The 16,099-nt window shown below is 66.1% G+C and carries 16 protein-coding genes and 1 riboswitch; of the genes, 11 read left to right on the forward strand and 5 right to left on the reverse strand.

Annotated features, from left to right (window positions below):
- Nucleotides 1-63 precede the first annotated feature (63 nt).
- From shn_RS11980 to shn_RS12000, 5 genes are all read left to right on the forward strand, one after another.
- Nucleotides 64-1,170: an ABC transporter substrate-binding protein gene (locus shn_RS11980; protein WP_064330605.1), complete on the forward strand. Its 1,107-nt coding sequence runs from the start codon at nucleotides 64-66 to the stop codon at nucleotides 1,168-1,170.
- Nucleotides 1,171-1,252: 82 nt separating this feature from the next.
- Nucleotides 1,253-2,143 (forward strand): ABC transporter permease subunit, encoded by an 891-nt coding sequence (locus tag shn_RS11985; protein ID WP_064330606.1) that lies wholly within the window; start codon nucleotides 1,253-1,255, stop codon nucleotides 2,141-2,143.
- Nucleotides 2,140-2,922 carry an iron ABC transporter permease gene (locus shn_RS11990; RefSeq protein ID WP_064330607.1) on the forward strand — a complete coding sequence of 261 codons (783 nt, stop codon included), beginning with the start codon at nucleotides 2,140-2,142 and terminating at the stop codon, nucleotides 2,920-2,922. The genes shn_RS11985 and shn_RS11990 overlap by 4 nt, the downstream gene beginning before the upstream one ends.
- A gap of 9 nt (nucleotides 2,923-2,931) precedes the next feature.
- Nucleotides 2,932-3,993, forward strand: a complete 1,062-nt coding sequence (locus shn_RS11995; RefSeq protein WP_064330608.1) for an ABC transporter ATP-binding protein — start codon at nucleotides 2,932-2,934, stop codon at nucleotides 3,991-3,993.
- A 124-nt stretch (nucleotides 3,994-4,117) separates the two neighbouring features.
- A riboswitch (FMN riboswitch) is annotated at nucleotides 4,118-4,267 on the forward strand.
- Between the two features lie 92 nt (nucleotides 4,268-4,359).
- On the forward strand, nucleotides 4,360-4,836 hold the full coding sequence (locus shn_RS12000; RefSeq protein ID WP_064330609.1) for a 6,7-dimethyl-8-ribityllumazine synthase: 477 nt from the start codon (nucleotides 4,360-4,362) through the stop codon (nucleotides 4,834-4,836).
- 390 nt (nucleotides 4,837-5,226) lie between these two features.
- On the opposite strand, the gene shn_RS12005 is transcribed toward shn_RS12000, so the two are convergent.
- Nucleotides 5,227-6,024 (reverse strand): helix-turn-helix transcriptional regulator, encoded by a 798-nt coding sequence (locus shn_RS12005; protein WP_064330610.1) that lies wholly within the window; start codon nucleotides 6,022-6,024, stop codon nucleotides 5,227-5,229.
- Nucleotides 6,025-6,220: 196 nt separating this feature from the next.
- On the opposite strand from shn_RS12005, the gene shn_RS12010 reads away from it, so the two are divergent.
- From shn_RS12010 to shn_RS12030, 5 genes are all read left to right on the forward strand, one after another.
- On the forward strand, nucleotides 6,221-7,300 hold the full coding sequence (locus shn_RS12010) for an ABC transporter ATP-binding protein (protein WP_064330611.1): 1,080 nt from the start codon (nucleotides 6,221-6,223) through the stop codon (nucleotides 7,298-7,300).
- A 30-nt stretch (nucleotides 7,301-7,330) separates the two neighbouring features.
- Entirely contained in the window at nucleotides 7,331-8,494 is a 1,164-nt protein-coding gene (locus tag shn_RS12015) for a spermidine/putrescine ABC transporter substrate-binding protein (protein ID WP_064330612.1), read from the forward strand.
- Between the two features lie 190 nt (nucleotides 8,495-8,684).
- Entirely contained in the window at nucleotides 8,685-9,551 is an 867-nt protein-coding gene (locus shn_RS12020) for an ABC transporter permease (RefSeq protein WP_064330613.1), read from the forward strand.
- Nucleotides 9,551-10,375 (forward strand): ABC transporter permease, encoded by an 825-nt coding sequence (locus tag shn_RS12025; protein ID WP_064330614.1) that lies wholly within the window; start codon nucleotides 9,551-9,553, stop codon nucleotides 10,373-10,375. Before shn_RS12020 ends, shn_RS12025 begins: the two co-directional genes overlap by 1 nt.
- A gap of 5 nt (nucleotides 10,376-10,380) precedes the next feature.
- A complete protein-coding gene (locus shn_RS12030; protein ID WP_064330615.1) occupies nucleotides 10,381-11,142 on the forward strand; it encodes an SDR family NAD(P)-dependent oxidoreductase in 762 nt (253 codons plus the stop codon).
- A 2-nt stretch (nucleotides 11,143-11,144) separates the two neighbouring features.
- On the opposite strand, the gene shn_RS12035 is transcribed toward shn_RS12030, so the two are convergent.
- On the reverse strand, nucleotides 11,145-11,858 hold the full coding sequence (locus shn_RS12035) for a L,D-transpeptidase (protein WP_064330616.1): 714 nt from the start codon (nucleotides 11,856-11,858) through the stop codon (nucleotides 11,145-11,147).
- Nucleotides 11,859-12,025: 167 nt separating this feature from the next.
- Here shn_RS12035 and shn_RS12040 point away from each other — a divergent pair, with 167 nt between their 5' ends.
- On the forward strand, nucleotides 12,026-12,625 hold the full coding sequence (locus shn_RS12040) for a YdeI family protein (protein WP_064330617.1): 600 nt from the start codon (nucleotides 12,026-12,028) through the stop codon (nucleotides 12,623-12,625).
- Nucleotides 12,626-12,659: 34 nt separating this feature from the next.
- Here shn_RS12040 and shn_RS12045 read toward each other — a convergent pair whose 3' ends face one another.
- From shn_RS12045 to shn_RS12055, 3 genes are all read right to left on the reverse strand, one after another.
- Nucleotides 12,660-13,697, reverse strand: a complete 1,038-nt coding sequence (locus shn_RS12045; RefSeq protein WP_064330618.1) for a GH25 family lysozyme — start codon at nucleotides 13,695-13,697, stop codon at nucleotides 12,660-12,662.
- A 137-nt stretch (nucleotides 13,698-13,834) separates the two neighbouring features.
- Nucleotides 13,835-14,407 carry a helix-turn-helix domain-containing protein gene (locus shn_RS12050; protein ID WP_064330619.1) on the reverse strand — a complete coding sequence of 191 codons (573 nt, stop codon included), beginning with the start codon at nucleotides 14,405-14,407 and terminating at the stop codon, nucleotides 13,835-13,837.
- Between the two features lie 15 nt (nucleotides 14,408-14,422).
- The gene (locus shn_RS12055) at nucleotides 14,423-16,084 is read right to left on the reverse strand and encodes a urocanate hydratase (protein WP_064330620.1); all 1,662 of its coding nucleotides are present in this window, start codon (nucleotides 16,082-16,084) and stop codon (nucleotides 14,423-14,425) included.
- Nucleotides 16,085-16,099: the final 15 nt, after the last annotated feature.

Genomic DNA, 16,099 nt, shown 5'->3' on the forward strand with positions numbered 1-16,099 from the left:
AGCTTCATCTGCCGCCAGTATCAGCTTCGCCGAAGTTGACTGACTCACAAAAGGAGAACACCCGTGATGTCACATACGAAACGTCTGCTTTCGCTCTCCACCGCGCTGGCGATTGCCGTCCCCTCGCTCGCCTTCGCCGAGCCGAGCGCCGAACTGATCGAAGCCGCCAAGAAGGAAGGCATGCTGACGACGATCGCACTGCCGCACGACTGGTGCGGCTATGGCGACGTCATCGCCTCCTTCAAGGCCAAGTATCCGGAAATCCAGGTCAACGAACTGAACCCGGACGCCGGCTCGGCCGACGAGATCGAAGCCATCAAGGCCAACAAGGACAATACGGGCCCGCAGTCGCCCGACGTGATCGACGTCGGCCTCGCCTTCGGCCCGTCCGCCAAGGCCGAAGGCCTGCTGCAGCCCTACAAGGTCTCCACCTGGGACGAGATCCCGGACACCATCAAGGACGCCGAAGGCTACTGGTATGGCGACTATTACGGCGTGATGTCCTTCCTCGTGAACAAGGACCTCGTCGAGAACACGCCGAAGGACTGGGCGGACCTCCTGAAGCCGGAATATGCCGGCCAGGTCGCGCTTGCCGGCGACCCGCGCGCCTCCAACCAGGCGATCCTCGGCGTTCTCGCCGCCGGTCTCGCCAAGGATGCCAAGTCCGGCAAGGAAGCCGGTGAAGCGGGCCTTGCCTACTTTGCCGAGCTGAACAAGGCCGGCAACTTCGTTCCGGTCATCGGCAAGTCCGGTACGCTGGCGCAGGGTTCCACCCCGATCGTCATCGCCTGGGACTACAACGCCCTCGGCTGGGCCAAGACCCTCAACGGCAACCCGCCGACGGAAGTCGTCGTTCCGGAGAAGGGCGTTCTCGCCGGCGTCTACGTCCAGGCCATTTCGGCCTATGCGCCGCACCCGAACGCCGCCAAGCTGTGGATGGAGCACCTCTATTCCGACGAAGGTCAGCTCGGCTGGCTGAAGGGCTATTGCCATCCGGCGCGCTTCAACGCCATGGTCAAGGCCGGCAAGGTTCCGCAGGACCTTATCGACGCGCTGCCGCCGGCAGAATCCTATGAAAAGGCCTACTTCCCGACGCTCGAGGAAGTCGACGCCAACAAGGCGGCCGTGACCGGCGCCTGGGATTCCGTGGTCGGCGCCAACGTGCAGTAAACGACATCCCCGTCGCCCCGGCTGCACGGCCGGGGCGACGATTGCGGTGTGCCAATGACGGCAACCCCATGAGGCCAACTTAATGTCATCAGACAGCTCAGCAGCACCGCCCCCCGCGCGGGCGCCCTTCCGCCTCCCGCTGCACTGGCTCGGCGCCGTGCCGTTCGCGATCTTCGTCCTGTTGTTCCTGATCATGCCGACGATGCGCATCGTCATCGGCGCCTTTCAGACGCCGGAGGGCAGCTTCACGCTCGACAACATCCGGGGCCTGTTCACCACCTCCATCCTCTCGGCCTACTGGATCTCGATCAAGATCTCCATCGCCTCGGCGCTTCTCGGCTGCCTGATCGGCTTTTCCGTCGCATCCGCCGCGGTGCTCGGCGGCCTGCCGAAATGGATCCGCGGACCGCTCCTGACCTTTTCCGGCGTCGCCTCCAACTTCGCCGGCGTGCCGCTCGCCTTCGCCTTTCTCGCGACGCTCGGCCCGGTCGGCCTCATCACGGTGTTCCTGAAGAGCCAGCTCGGCATCGACCTGCGCGCGCTCGGCTTCAACATCCTGTCCTTCTGGGGCCTGACGATCACCTATCTGTTCTTCCAGATCCCGCTGATGATCCTCATTATCACGCCCGCGCTCGACGGCCTGAAGCGCGAATGGCGGGAAGCGGCGCAGATCCTCGGCGCGACGAACGCGCAGTACTGGCGCCTGGTCGCCTTCCCGATCCTGCTGCCCTCCTTCCTCGGCACGCTGGCGCTGCTCTTTGCGAACGCCTTCGGGGCCGTCGCCACCGCCATCGCCCTCACCGGCTCCTCGCTCTCCATCGTGCCGATCCTGCTCTTCGCGCAGATCCGCGGCGACGTGCTGGGCAATCCGCATCTCGGCTATGCGCTCGCCTTCGGCATGATCGTCGTGACGGGCATCGCCAACACGATCTACATCTGGCTGCGCGCCCGCAGTGAAAGGTGGCTGAAATGAAGAAGTTCTGGGCCTGGGGCGCCCTCATCTTCGGGCTGCTCTATTTCATCCTGCCACTCATCGGCATGACCAACTTCTCCCTGAAGATGCGCCGCGGCGTCTATTCGCTCGATGCCTATGCCGTCGTGCTCGGCGATCCGCGCTTCCAGCAGACCTTCACCTATTCGATCCTGATGGCGCTCGCGACCATCGTCTTCGGCGTGCTGCTCGTGGTGCCGACCGCCTACTGGGTGCGGCTGAAGCTGCCGGGCCTGCGCCCCTATATCGAATTCGTCACGCTGCTGCCGCTCGTCATCCCGGCCATCGTCATCGTCTTCGGCTACATCAGGCTCTACAACACGTCGAGCTGGCTGCCGCTGACCGGTTCGATCACCGGCACGAACATCCTCTTGATGTTCGGCTATGCAACGCTGGCGCTGCCCTACATGTACCGCTCCGTCGACACGGGCCTGCGTTCCATCGACATCGCAACGCTGACGGAAGCGGCCCAGAGCCTCGGCGCCGGCTGGACGACGATCCTCGCGAAGATCATCCTGCCGAACGTGCTGGTCGCGGTGCTGTCGGGCGCCTTCCTCACCTTCGCCATCGTCATCGGCGAATTCACCATGGCCGCCCTGCTCAACCGCCCGGCCTTCGGCCCCTACATGCAGTTGCTCGGCGCCAACCGCGCCTACGAGCCGGCTGCGCTCGCGGTCATGTCCTTCGCGCTGACCTGGGGCTGCCTCGGCCTGATCCAGCTTGTTTCCCGTTTCCAGAAGGGCGCGCAGAGCGCGACTTAAGGATTTTCCATGAGCTTTCTCACCCTCACCAGCCTCCAGAAGTCCTTCGGCCCCGTTCAGGTGGTCAAGGATTTCAACATGTCGATCGAAAAGGGCGAGTTCATCTCGTTCCTCGGCCCGTCGGGCTGCGGCAAGACCACGGTGCTGCGCATGATCGCCGGCTTCGAGACGCCCTCGGGCGGCGCGATCACCATCGACGGCAAGAGCCAGCAGAACCTGCGCCCCAACCAGCGCAATATCGGCATGGTGTTCCAGGCCTATGCCCTCTTCCCGAACATGAACGTCGCCGAAAACGTCGCCTTCGGCCTCAAGGTCGCCGGCCGGCCGAAGGCCGAGATCGACGCGCGCGTGAAGGAGATGCTCGGCCTCATCAAGCTCGACCACCTCGCCGACCGCTACCCCTACCAGATGTCCGGCGGCCAGCAGCAGCGCGTGGCGCTCGCCCGGGCGCTGGCGCCTAAGCCCCAGGTCCTCCTGCTCGACGAACCGCTCTCCGCCCTCGACGCCAAGATCCGCGTGTCGCTGCGCGAGGAAATCCGGCAGATCCAGCAGCAGCTCGGCATCACCACGGTCTTCGTCACCCATGACCAGGAAGAGGCCCTGTCGATCTCCGACCGCATCGTCGTGATGAATGCCGGCAAGGCGGACCAGATCGGCAAGCCCGCGGACATCTACAACCGCCCCGCCACCCGCTTCGTCGCGGGCTTCGTCGGCACGCTGAACCTCATCGAGGCGAAGGTCGTCGACCCCGCCGCCAACCGCATCTCGATCGGCGACCAGGGCGTGACGCTGCGCGAGCCGCTCGGCAATGCGAAGGCCGGCGACACCGTCTCGCTGGCGCTGCGCCCGGAGGCCGGTTCCATCGCCCCCGACGCCAAGGGCGACACGGCGCTGACGGGCGAGGTCGTCTCCTCGAACTTCCTCGGCTCGGTCATCCGCACGCGCATGAAGGTCGGCGAAAGCATCATTTCCTTCGACATGTTCAACAGCCCCGGCCTCGTGCCCCCGACGGTCGGCGAGACGGTCACGCTGCGCTTCACGGCCGGCGATCTGCTGGTCATCCGCGACTGAGCGTTCCGGCCCGGCCGCGAAGAAGTTTTCCAAGCTTCGGTCGCGCTTTGGAAAAATCTGTCGTGAATTGCGTCTTTTGCGTCGCCCGCGGATTTGATCTGCGGGCTTTCGCCGGCTAGTCTCCCATCGTTCTCAGGGCGGGGTGAAACTCCCCACCGGCGGTATCGGGCGTCAAAACCCGGAGCCCGCGAGCGCCTTGCCCCAAAGGCAAGGGTCAGCAGATCCGGTGCGATGCCGGAGCCGACGGTCACAGTCCGGATGGAAGAGAGCAAGCAGGAGCCACCCGCCGTCAGCGGCGGGGTCGCGTCCTGCGTGTTCGCCCAAGGGGACCGTTGCAAAATGGCTCAACCCTTGAAAGGCCTAGACATGAATGTGAATGCCACCCCCGCCGCCCGCATCGCCGTCATCCGTGCCCGCTGGCACGCCGGCATCGTCGACCAGGCGGTCGATTCCTTCGTCGCCGAATGGACGGCGCTCGGCGGCCGCGCCGAAGAGGTCGACATCATCGACGTGCCCGGCGCGCTCGAAATCCCGCTGCACGCCCGGCTCCTCGCCCGCACCGGCCGCTACGCCGCCATCCTCGGCGTCGCGCTCGTCGTCGACGGCGGCATCTACCGCCACGATTTCGTCGCCGGCACCGTCGTCGACGCCCTCGTGCGCGTCGGCCTCGACACGGACGTGCCGGTGCTTTCGGCGGTGCTGACGCCGCACAATTTCCAGGAATCGGAAGCCCACATCGCCTTCTTCCGCGACCACTTCGTGCTCAAGGGTAAGGAAGCCGCCAACGCCGCCCGCCAGATTCTCGACGCACGGGCGCAGGTGGCGCTGGCGACGGTCGCTTGAATCACTGTCTCAAGCAGCGGAATCGATCTTTCAGGAGGATATAGCAAGCCTTTGAAAAGATTAGACGGAGCCACGTACCCACAAGCCTCCTTCGCTCCCGCCTGGGGCCGTGCTTCCGCCCCTGCCGCTGCTTCTGTCTCTGCCCTCTCCATCGTCACCCTCGGGCTTGACCCGAGGGTCCACTCACCAAGGCACATCTTCACGCGTGGCATGGATCCTCGGGTCAAGCCCGAGGATGACGGTGGGGGGTGAGGCGCTTTCCCGCCTATCGGCCGATGCGGTTGCTGCCCAGCCTAAGAGCGCCTGACAAAACTTCCGGGCGGAGGATTGGCGACGACGCGAAGGCAAAAAGCACCGGCAAGCCGACCCCGCGAGGTTTTGGCAGGCACTCTAAGACTGAAGATTCTTCAGGTAGATCGACAGCAATTGTATCTGCGAGGAGATGCCGAGCTTGCGGTAGACGTTGCGGCGGTGGACCTTCACCGTTCCGGTGGAGATATCGAGCTTCAGGCCGATCGATTCCGACGAATGCCCCTGCAGGACGAGTTCGATGATCGAGGCCTCGCGGTCCGTCAGGTTCAGCTTGCGCCACACCCTGTCGGCCGCGCTCAAGGGTTCGCTCCGTCGCCCCCGCCCCTGGCCCGTCTCCGCGAAGCGCCCGGCAAGCCCGCTCCAGGCGCGACGCACCACGGCGGCGACGAAGGGCTCGGCGTCGCCGAGCAGGGCGAATTCCGGGGCGGGGAAGACGCCGGTCTTCTCGCGCCGCATCAGCGAGACCACCACCGTCACGCCATCCTCCACCGGCACGAAGAAACCGATCTCCTCGGCAAGCCGGGTCTGCGAATAATAGGTGCGGAAATATTCGCTGGAGAAGAACCGGTCCGGCGCCAGCTCCCGCATGCGGAAGATGCCGGCGCGACCGGCGCGCGTCGTGCGGTAGAACGGATCGAGCAGGTAGGGCCCGGCCTGGTAGAGCGTCACGAAGACGTGGTGGTCGTCCGCATCGAAGGTGCTGAAGAGGTCGATCGGCCGCGCCTTCTCGTGATAGGCGAAGATGACGATGTCGTCGAAGCGCACCAGCGCCCGCATCATCGCAAGCAGGGTCTCTCCGGTCTGCCGGTCGGAGCTCTCCGGTGCGCCGGCCCAGTCGGCCAGGGTGCGAAAAAGTGCCGTGAAATCGACCCGCATGGCGCCGCTGCTCCCCCGATTTCCCCCGCGGCAGCCGGAATGGACTGCCGCCGGATATACTCCTTCCACAGCCGATTTACGGATAAAATACCTCTCTCGGGGTATATACCACCCATCGGCTGCTGACTAGCATCTCCCTCGACGGTGGCCAGGGCGGCAGAGATCGCCAAGAGACCAACAACCGCAGGGAACAGACGTGACATCCGCCCCAACGAACGACATCGAGTTCCGTTCGGTGACCAAGCGCTATGGCGCGGTGACCGCGGTCTCCGACATCAATCTTTCCGTGCCGAAGGGCGCCTTCGTCGCGCTTCTCGGCCCGTCCGGCTGCGGCAAGACCACCTGTCTTCGCATGATCGGCGGCTTCGAGCAGCCGAGCGAGGGCGAGGTGCTGATCGCCGGAAAGGTCGCCAACGGCGTTCCGGCCTATCGCCGCCCCGTCAACATGGTCTTCCAGCACTATGCCCTCTTCCCGCATTTCGACGTGGAGAGGAACGTCGCTTACGGGCTGAGGCAGTTGCGCCCGAGGCTGCCGGCGGCGGAGATCGCCCGCCGCGTCGGCGAGGCGCTGGAAATGGTGCGCCTCACCGGTTTCGCCCGGCGCCGCATCCACGAAATGTCCGGCGGCCAGCAGCAGCGCGTGGCGCTCGCCCGCGCGCTCGTCAACAAGCCCTCCGTGCTCCTGCTCGACGAGCCGCTCGCCGCGCTCGACAAGAAGCTGCGCACCGCCATGCAGATCGAGTTGCAGACGCTGCAGCGCGATCTCGGCATCACCTTCGTGCTCGTCACGCACGACCAGGAGGAGGCGCTGTCGATGAGCGACCTCGTCTGCGTGATGAGCGCCGGCCGCATCCGCCAGCTCGCGACGCCGCAGGAGGTCTACGACCGGCCTGCCGATCTCTTCGTGGCCGATTTCGTCGGCAAGACGAACCGTTTTGCCGGCACGCTGGAAACCGGCGGCACCGTGCGCCTCGGCAATGGCGCGGCCCTGCCCGCCGCGCGCGCCGATCTTGCGCCGGGCGCGGTCACGGTCGCGCTCCGCCCGGAGGCGATCCGCCTTTCGCGCGGCGCGGCCGGCGCGACCACGCTGGAAGGCACGGTCACGCATCGCATCTTCCTCGGCTCGGCCGCCGAATATTCCGTCGCCGTCGATGGGCTCGGCGACCTGCTCGTCACCGCCGAACGCCACAGCCAATCGCAAAACGACCTCGTCGCGCCGGGCGAACGGGTCGCCATAAGCTTCGATCCCGGCCAGACGCATATCTTTCCGGCCTGAGGGAAACAGGCCCAACAGGGGAACAGCATCATGTCGAAATGGTTCAGAGAGAATGCCCCGATCAGCGCTCGGGAACTGACGGACGAGTTCATGCGGCTGAAGCGCGGCTCCGTCACGCGCCGCCACTTCCTCGCCGTCACCGGCCTCGGCCTTGCCGCCGCCGTGCTGGCGCGCCAGCCCGGGCTCTTCACCGGCGAGGCACACGCCCAGGAAGACCTCGGCTCCGCCATGTCGCTCGCCACCTGGCCGAACTACCACGACCCGGCGACCTTCGAGGCCTTCACCGCCGCGACGGGCGTCGCCGTCGAGGTCAACGTCTTCGGCTCGAACGAGGAGATGCTGGCCAAGCTCCAGGCCGGCGGCACCGGCTGGGATCTCTTCGTGCCGACCAACTACACGATCTCCACCTATGCCGGCCTCGCCCTGATCGACCCGCTCGACCTTGCCAAGGTGCCGAACTTCGACCCCGGCACCCAGAACACCCGCTTCACCAACGAGGGCACGGTCGACGGCAAGATCTATGCGCTGCCGAAGAACTGGGGCACGACGGGCATCGCCGTCAATGCCGACAAGGTGAAGGCGAAGGTGACGAGTTGGAAGGAATTCTTCGAGGTCGCCATGACCGAGGCGGACGGCCGGGCCATGGTGCACGACTACCAGCTCACCACGATCGGCAACGCCCTCGTCTCGCTCGGCTTCTCCTTCAATTCGGTCAAGCCCGAGGAACTGGCCAAGGCCGAGGAGCTGCTGATCAGGGTCAAGCCGCATCTCTACGCCATCAACAGCGACTACCAGCCCTCCATGCGCGCCTCCGACGCCTGGATGACCATGTGCTGGACGAATGACGGCGCGCAGCTCAACCGCGACATTCCGGAAATCCAGTTCGCGCTCGGCTCCGACGGCGGCGAGATCTGGTCGGATTTCTACGCGGTGCCGACGAGCGCGGCCAACAAGCCGGCCGGCTACGCCCTGCTCAACTTCCTGATGGACCCGCAGAACGCGGTGAAGGAGCACATCGCCAACGGCGCGCCGACGACGGACAGCCGCGTGCTCTCGCTGCTGCCGGCCGAAATCACCGGCAACAGGATCGTCTACCCGGACGAGGCCGCCCTGACCCCGCTCGAATTCGGCGCCGCCGTGACGCTGACGGACCCGGCGCGGGCAGAGCTGATGGCGCGGTTCAAGTCGGCTTAGCGGAAAGCCCCTCATCCGGCTGCCGCCACCTTCTCCCCGCAGGCGGGGCGAAGGGGTACGCGGCACCGCATCATTCCTTTCGAGAGGGAACGGGACGCAGCCACGCATTTCCTTCTCCCCGCCTGCGGGGAGAAGGTGGCCGGCAGGCCGGATGAGGGGCAACCCACCAATACGCAACAGGACAACCGCAATGCCCCTGACGATGACGACGAAGAGACGGCTGGTGACGGCGGCGCTGCTGGCGCCGGCCTCCGCCTGGCTGTTCGTCTTCCTCGTGCTGCCCTTCATCGCCATGCTGGTCTTCTCCGTCGGCGAACGAGGGCCGGCGGGCGGCTACCAGGCGGCGTTCACCTTCGCGCAATATGCCAACCTGCCGGCCCGGTCCGCCGCCTACTGGAACACCCTCATGCTGGCGCCGGCCGGCGCCTTCCTGTGCCTTCTCGTCGCCTATCCGACGGCCTATTACCTCGCCGTCAAGGCGAGCCCGCGCCACCGGCTGCTGCTCGTCTCGCTGGTCGTCGTGCCGTTCTGGACGAGCCTGCTCGTGCGCACCTATGCCTGGATGTACATCCTCGGCTCGCGCGGCATTCCCAATCTGCTCGACATGATCGGTATTGCCGACGTGCGCCTGCTCAACACGCCCGGTGCCGTGCTGCTCGGCATCGTCTACGGCTACCTGCCGCTGATGATCATGCCGATCTATGTCAGCCTCGAAAAGCTCGACCGCCGCCTGCTCGAAGCCTCCGCCGACCTCGGCGCAAGGCCCCTGTCGACCTTCTTCTCCGTCACCCTGCCGCTGTCGCTGCCCGGCGTCATGACGGGCGTCGCGCTCGTCACCATCCTGCTACTCGGCGAATATCTCATCCCGCAGCTCCTCGGCGGCGGCAAGGTCTTCTTCATCGGCAATGCGCTGGTCGATCTCTTCCTGCAGTCGCGCAACTGGCCCTTCGGCTCGGCCATCGCCGTCACGCTGGTCGCCATCGTGGTCGTGGTGCTGATGGTCGCCATGCGCATCGCCTGGCGAATTTCCGGCACGAGACAGGTGGACCTCGTCTGATGCGCGCGCTGATCACCGCCGTCTATCTCTTCCTCTACGCGCCGATCGCGCTCATCGTGCTGTTCTCCTTCAATGCGGGGCGCAATGCCAGCGAGTTCACCGGCTTTTCCGTCGAATGGTACGGCAAGGCGCTCGCCAATCCGTTCCTCATCACGGCCTTGCAGAACAGCCTGATCATCGCCCTCGTCAGCGCCTCGCTCGCCGCCGTCTTCGGCACCATGGCCGCGCTCGGCCTCGAACGGCTGGGCAGCCGCGCCCGCGCGATCTTCGACGGCCTGCTCGCCGCCGCCATCGTCGTGCCGGGCGTCGTCATCGGCATCGCGACGCTCGTCGCCCTCGTCGCCGTCTTCGGCGCGATCAACCCGGCGATCGCCGCCATCTGGCCCGGCGAAAGGCCACCGCAGCTCGGCCTCGGCTACGGCTCGATCATCGCCGCGCACGGCCTTTTCACCATGGCGCTCGTCACCATGATCGTGAAGGCGCGCATCGCGACGCTCGGGCGCGACATCGTCGAGGCCTCGGCCGATCTCTACGCGACGCCGCTCACCACCTTCCGCGATATCGTGCTGCCGCAGATCCTGCCCTCGGTGCTGGCCGGCTTCCTCCTCGCCTTCACCTTCTCTTTTGATGATTTCATCGTGGCTTTCTTCGTCGCGGGCTCCAAGACGACGCTGCCGATCTACGTCTTCGCCTCGATCCGCCGCGGCGTGACGCCGGAGGTGAACGCCATCGCGACGATGGTGCTGGTCGCCTCGCTGCTCCTGATCCTCATCGCCCGCCTGCTGATGCGGGAGAAAACCCGAAAATCGCCTGCCGGAGAGTAAGACCGATGATCCTGAAGAACCGTGTCGCCATCGTCACCGGAGCGGGCTCCGGCATCGGCCGGGCCGGCGCGCGCATCATGGCGCGCGAGGGCGCCACGGTCTGCGTCGCCGACCGCGACGAGGCACGCGCGGCCGAGACCGTCGATTTCATCCGCGCCGACGGCGGCAAGGCCGAGGCCGTCATCGTCGACGTCACCGACGACGTGGAACTGAAGATGGCGGTCGCGTCCGTGCTGTCGCGCCACGGCCGCATCGACATCCTGCACAACCATGCCGGCGCGCAGGTCGCCGGCGATCTGGAAAGCGTGCCGCTCGACGGGCTCGACCTCTCCTGGAACCTCAACGTGCGCGCGCACCTGATCGCCGCCCGCCTCGTCATGCCGGCCATGAGGGCGCAGGGCAAGGGCGTCATCCTCAACACGGCCTCCTCCTCCGGCGTGCTCTACGACCGCGAGATGATCGCCTATACGACGACGAAACACGCCGTCATCGCCATGACCAGGCAGATGGCCGGCGACTATGCCCGCCACGGCATCCGCGTCAACGCGCTCTGCCCGGGCTGGGTGGACACGCCCTTCAACGCCCCGTTCATCAGCCAGATGGGCGGGCGCGAGGCGATCGAAGGCTATATAAGGGAAAAGGTGCCGATGGGGCGCTGGGCGGATGTGGAGGAGATCGCCGAGCCGATCCTCTTCCTCGTCTCCGACCGGTCAAGCTACATGACCGGCCAGATTCTCGTGGTCGACGGCGGCGAGACCGTCACTTAGGTTCAGACGGACGCCATCGCCCCCTGATGCACGACGATGCGGGCGTGATAGGGCACGCGCTTGTAGAGGTCGAGCACATCCTGGTTGATCAGCCGCACGCAGCCGGACGAGGTCGCCTTGCCGATCGACTTCCACTCCGGCGAGCCATGCAGGCGGTAGAGCGTGTCCTTGCCGTTCTGGAAGATGTAGAGCGCCCGCGCGCCGAGCGGGTTCTTGATGCCCGGCTCCATGCCGCCGTTCTCGACGGAATATCTGGCAAGGCTCGGCGTGCGCGCGATCATGTCGGCCGGCACCTTCCAGCGCGGCCAGGGCTGGCGCCAGTGGATGATGCCCTCGCCCTCCCAGGCGAAACCCTCGCGGCCGATGCCGACGCCGTAGCGCATCGCCGTGCCGCCCGGCTCCACCACATAGAGGAAGCGGCCGGGCGTATCGACGACCACCGTGCCCGGCGTCTCGCCGGTCGGGTCCTTCACGCGCTGGCGATAGTATTTCGGATCGATTTCCCGGTAGGGAATGGCGGGGATGAGATGGCCGCCATCCTCGACGGCGGCGTAGCGCGCGGCCAGCTCCTCGTCGCTCGCCGGCACGATCGGATAGCTGACCTTCTGCGGAACCGGGGCATTCCTGACCGACGTTTCCGTGGTTGCGCATCCCGCAAGCGTCGCGGCGGCGCCCAGGAAAAAGGCTCTGCGCGACAATGTGCACACCGTAGGCATTCTCTTTACGATCTCCTTGGGAAGAAAAGGAAGGTTTGTCAGATGGCTAGCCAAACCGCGGGCGGGCTGGCAAGAAACATCGGGATCACTTCTTCGGCATTAGTCCCTGCCCGGCCGGGCGGCCAGTGCACGAAGGACACGGCTCACCGGAAAACGGGGGAAACACGATGGCGCCTGTGGAAATCAACCCTGCCCATGTCCGCGAATTTCCCGGGCAGGAAGAATTCTATCGCTGGCTGGCGGAAAACCACGCCACGGCGCCCGAGGTCTGGATAAGGATCCACAAGCGCGCCTCCGGCCTTGCCTCCATCAATCCCGAAGAGGCGATCGAGGTTGTGCTCTGCTGGGGCTGGATCGACGGCATCCGCAAGGGGCTCGACGAGAAGAGCTTTTTCCAGCGCTACAGCCCGCGGGGCAGGAAGAGCGTGTGGAGCAAGAAGAACGTCGAGACGGTGGGCCGGCTGATTAAGGACGGGCGAATGACCGAACACGGCCTGAAACAGGTGGAAGCCGCCAAGGCGGATGGCCGCTGGGACAAGGCCTATGGCAGCGGCAAGGACATGAAGATTCCGCCGGACCTGCAGGCCGCGATCGACGCCGAGCCGGCCGCAAGGGCGATGCTCGGCAGGCTCACGGAGCAGAACCGCTTCGCCCTCGCCTTCCGCGTCCACACGATGAAGACCGAGGCCGGCCGCAGGCGGAAGATAGAGACCTTCGTGGAGATGCTGAAGCGCGGCGAGACGATCTATCCGCAGAAGCGGAGATAGATCGTCCGGCTCATCCGCCTGCCGTCGTCGACAATCAGTCGCGGCTGGCCGAGCGCTGGCCGGCAAGCCAGTTGTGCCAGTCGTTCACGCTGCCGTAGAAGACGTTGAGGTCGATCTTGCCGGTGACGCCATGCGACAGGCCCGAGCCGGAATACTGCCAGAACACCCAGCGGCGGTTCGGATAGCGCTTGGACGGATGGGCGGCGACCGAGCGCAGCCAGAACGGATGGTTCGTCAGTTCGCCGGAAAGATTGTCCTCGTAGAAATCCGGCGCCGTATAGATGATGGGCCGCTTGCCGTAATGGCGTTCCAGCATCTCGGAGAAGACGCGGATCTTCTCGACATACTGGGCGCGCGTCAGGCGCTTCTTGCAGCGCGATTCACCGTTGTATTCCGCATCGATGACCGGCGGCAGCGCGTCGGGATCCTTCGGCACGTTGCGGATGAACCATTCGGCCTGCGAGCTTGCGGCACGGCACCAGTAGAAGAAGTGATAGGCACCGCGCTTGATGCCGGCTTCCTTGGCCTTGCGCCAGTTCTTCTGGAACATCGGATCGAGATGGTCGCCGCCATCCGTCGCCTTGATGAAGGCGAAGTTGGCGCCCTGCATGCGCAGCTTCGTCCAGTCGATGTCGCCCTGCCAACGCGACACGTCGACGCCGTGCACCTGATAATGCTGGGGGGCGCGCTTGCCGAAATTGATTGGCTTGGCATCGCGGAACTGCTGGCTGTAGACGCGCGAGCGCTTCCGCGAGCCGCCTTCGGACGCGGGCTCCTCCGCCGTCGCGGCCTCCGCCGGCCGCTCGGCGGGAATGGCCGATTGCTGGGTCACGCTCTCGAAGACGTGGGTTCCCGCCGCCGGGCCGGCCCAGGCGAGCATCTCCGCGCCGTCCGCCGTCACCTTGCTCTCGCCGACGGCGACTTCCGGCACGGGGCCGCTCGCCTTCGAAACCGAGGCGGTGGTCTCCGCGGACGGCTTGATGGCGAGCGCCGACACGGGGTTGGAGCTCGACGCACACCCCGTCATGGCGGCACAGGCAAGGAGGACCGTTGTAAGGACCGAAAGACGCATAGGCACCCGCACGCAAAACAAACCGAAGCCCCGCCCTTTCGACACATGGACGGAATTACTAACGGAAGATTACCGCGAAATGTTAAATGCAACGTTTACGGCATCAGCGACATTTCAGGGAGTTAGCCCCGCCCGCATCACGATTCCGGCCGGCTCGCCTTCACGAAAGCGTGTCCGCGCGGCGAAAGCCGGTAGCCGACGGCAAGGCTCTCCGTCAGCCCCAGTTCCTTGAGCTGCCGGATCTTCCGCTTGAGCGCCAGCTTCTCCACGCCGAGCCGCTCGGCCATGTCGGCGGCGGTGCGCCCGTCCCTTTCCGCGATCATCGCGAGCACCGCGCGCGTCCACGGTGCCACACGGTCGAGCGCGTCCAGCCGGGCGTCCAGCGCGGCGATATCGGACGGACCGACCGTATCGTTTTCACGCAGGCTTTCCCGCGGGTCCCTGCCCGCGACATGGAAGGCGATCCGGTAAAGCTGCCCCTCCGGCCGGAGGTCGCCGAGCAGGTCGGCCCGCGCGGCATAACCGGCCGCCTGCACATCCGCGTCGGGAACAGTGTTGATATCCGCGGCCTCGACACTGTCGATGGCGAGCACGCCCGCGGCGGTGCGCAGCGTGCCGCCGGCCCTGACCGTCGGCTTCAACCAGCGGCGGAAGGCGAGCGTCACCTCGCCCCTGCCGATCCTTTCAAGTACGTCCGCCTTGAACAGCATCGCCCCTCGCCGCAATCAGCCCACCGTCACGTAGCCGATGCCCTTCTTCGCGATCTCGTCGAGCGATTCGTCATAACCGGCATCGGCATAGCGGATGACGCCGAGCGACGTGTCGTTCGTCAAGGCGTGCTCCAGCCGTTCCGCACCGTCCGCCGTGCCGTCGGCGACGAGCGTCACGCCGCAGCTCGTCATATAGCCCGCATAACCGCCGCCGCCCGAATGGATGACGACGAGATCGGCCATGGAGGAGGAGAGCAGCATGGCGTCCAGCAACGGCCAGTCGGCAATGGCGTCCGAGCCGTCCTTCATGCGCTCGGTCATGATGTTCGGGTGCGCCATGGCCCCGGCATCGAGATGGTCGCGCGAAAAGGCGACCGGCCCCTTCAGTTCGCCGGCCGCCACCAGCCGGTTGACCGCCAGCGCCAGCGCCGTGCGCTCGCCGTGGCCGAGCCAGGCGATGCGCGCCGGCAGGCCCTCGAAGGGCACGTTTTCCCGTGCCAGCCGGATCCAGTTGGTGACGATCCCGTTGTCCGGGAACATCTCCAGGACGAGGTCGTCGATCCGCGCGATGTCGCTCTCCGCGCCGGACAGCGCCATCCAGCGGAACGGCCCGATGGCCCGTGCGAAGAGCGGCCGCAGATAGGCCTCGGTGAAGATCGGGATGTCGAAGGCATTGGCGACGCCCCCTTCCCGCGCCTGCGTGCGGATCAGGTTGCCGTTGTCGAACACCTCGGCGCCCTGCCTCTGGAATTCCAGCATGGCCGAGACATGCTCGACGATGGAGGCGCGGCTTGCCGCCATCAACTGCCCCTGCCCGTCGTCGCGCAGGCCCCGCACCTGGTCGAGGCTCATGCCCTTCGGCACATAGCCGTAGACGAGATCGTGCGCCGAGGTCTGGTCGGTGACGATGTCGGGCACGATTCCGCGCCGGGCGATCTCCGGGTAGATCTCCGCCGCATTGCCGACGAGCCCGATCGAGGTCGCGCGCTTCTCCTTCACGGCTTGGTCGATCATCCCGAGCGCCGTATCGAGATCCGGCGCGACATGCTCCAGATAGCCGACGGCCTTGCGCGCCGCCGCGCGCGCCGGATCGATATCGACGCAGAGGATGGCCGCCCCCGCCATGCGCCCGGCGAGCGGCTGCGCCCCGCCCATGCCGCCGAGGCCGGCCGTCAGGATGAAGCGGCCGGCGAGGCTGCCGCCGAAGCGCTTCTCCGCGATGCGCATGAAGATCTCGTAGGTGCCCTGGATGACGCCCTGGCTGCCGATATACTGCCAGGCCCCGGCCGTGAGGCCCCCCCAGCAGATCAGCCCCTTGCGCTGGAGCTCGTAGAAAACCTCGGCCTTCGCCCATTGCCCGACGATGTTGCAATTCGCCATGATGACGAGCGGCGCCTTGGCATGGGTCTTCAGCAGGCCGACCGGCTTGCCGGACTGGATGATGAGCGTCTGGTCCTCGTCCATCTCCGTCAGCGCCTTGACGATGGCCCTGTGCGCCGCCCAGTTGCGCGCCGCCTTGCCGAGCGCGGCATAGACGATGAGATTGTCCGGATCCTCGCCGACCGACAGAACGTTCTCGAGGAGCCGCAGCAGCGCCTCCTGCCGCCAGCCCTTCGCGCGCAAAACGTCGCCGCTCGGGATCGGATGGTTCGGATGGCGCGGATTGGGCTTGGGCATGGTCGTCTCCTGTTC

Origin of the sequence: Shinella sp. HZN7 (assembly GCF_001652565.1) — a bacterium.
Classification (GTDB): domain Bacteria; phylum Pseudomonadota; class Alphaproteobacteria; order Rhizobiales; family Rhizobiaceae; genus Shinella; species Shinella granuli.

Coding starts and splice junctions, on each gene's coding strand:
- shn_RS11985 (WP_064330606.1), top strand. CDS start 1,253: ATGTCATCAGACAGCTCAGCAGCACCGCCCCCCGCGCGGGCGCCCTTC.
- shn_RS11990 (WP_064330607.1), top strand. CDS start 2,140: ATGAAGAAGTTCTGGGCCTGGGGCGCCCTCATCTTCGGGCTGCTCTAT.
- shn_RS11995 (WP_064330608.1), top strand. CDS start 2,932: ATGAGCTTTCTCACCCTCACCAGCCTCCAGAAGTCCTTCGGCCCCGTT.
- shn_RS12000 (WP_064330609.1), top strand. CDS start 4,360: ATGAATGTGAATGCCACCCCCGCCGCCCGCATCGCCGTCATCCGTGCC.
- shn_RS12005 (WP_064330610.1), bottom strand. CDS start 6,024: ATGCGGGTCGATTTCACGGCACTTTTTCGCACCCTGGCCGACTGGGCC.
- shn_RS12015 (WP_064330612.1), top strand. CDS start 7,331: ATGTCGAAATGGTTCAGAGAGAATGCCCCGATCAGCGCTCGGGAACTG.
- shn_RS12020 (WP_064330613.1), top strand. CDS start 8,685: ATGCCCCTGACGATGACGACGAAGAGACGGCTGGTGACGGCGGCGCTG.
- shn_RS12025 (WP_064330614.1), top strand. CDS start 9,551: ATGCGCGCGCTGATCACCGCCGTCTATCTCTTCCTCTACGCGCCGATC.
- shn_RS12030 (WP_064330615.1), top strand. CDS start 10,381: ATGATCCTGAAGAACCGTGTCGCCATCGTCACCGGAGCGGGCTCCGGC.
- shn_RS12035 (WP_064330616.1), bottom strand. CDS start 11,858: ATGCCTACGGTGTGCACATTGTCGCGCAGAGCCTTTTTCCTGGGCGCC.
- shn_RS12040 (WP_064330617.1), top strand. CDS start 12,026: ATGGCGCCTGTGGAAATCAACCCTGCCCATGTCCGCGAATTTCCCGGG.
- shn_RS12045 (WP_064330618.1), bottom strand. CDS start 13,697: ATGCGTCTTTCGGTCCTTACAACGGTCCTCCTTGCCTGTGCCGCCATG.
- shn_RS12050 (WP_064330619.1), bottom strand. CDS start 14,407: ATGCTGTTCAAGGCGGACGTACTTGAAAGGATCGGCAGGGGCGAGGTG.
- shn_RS12055 (WP_064330620.1), bottom strand. CDS start 16,084: ATGCCCAAGCCCAATCCGCGCCATCCGAACCATCCGATCCCGAGCGGC.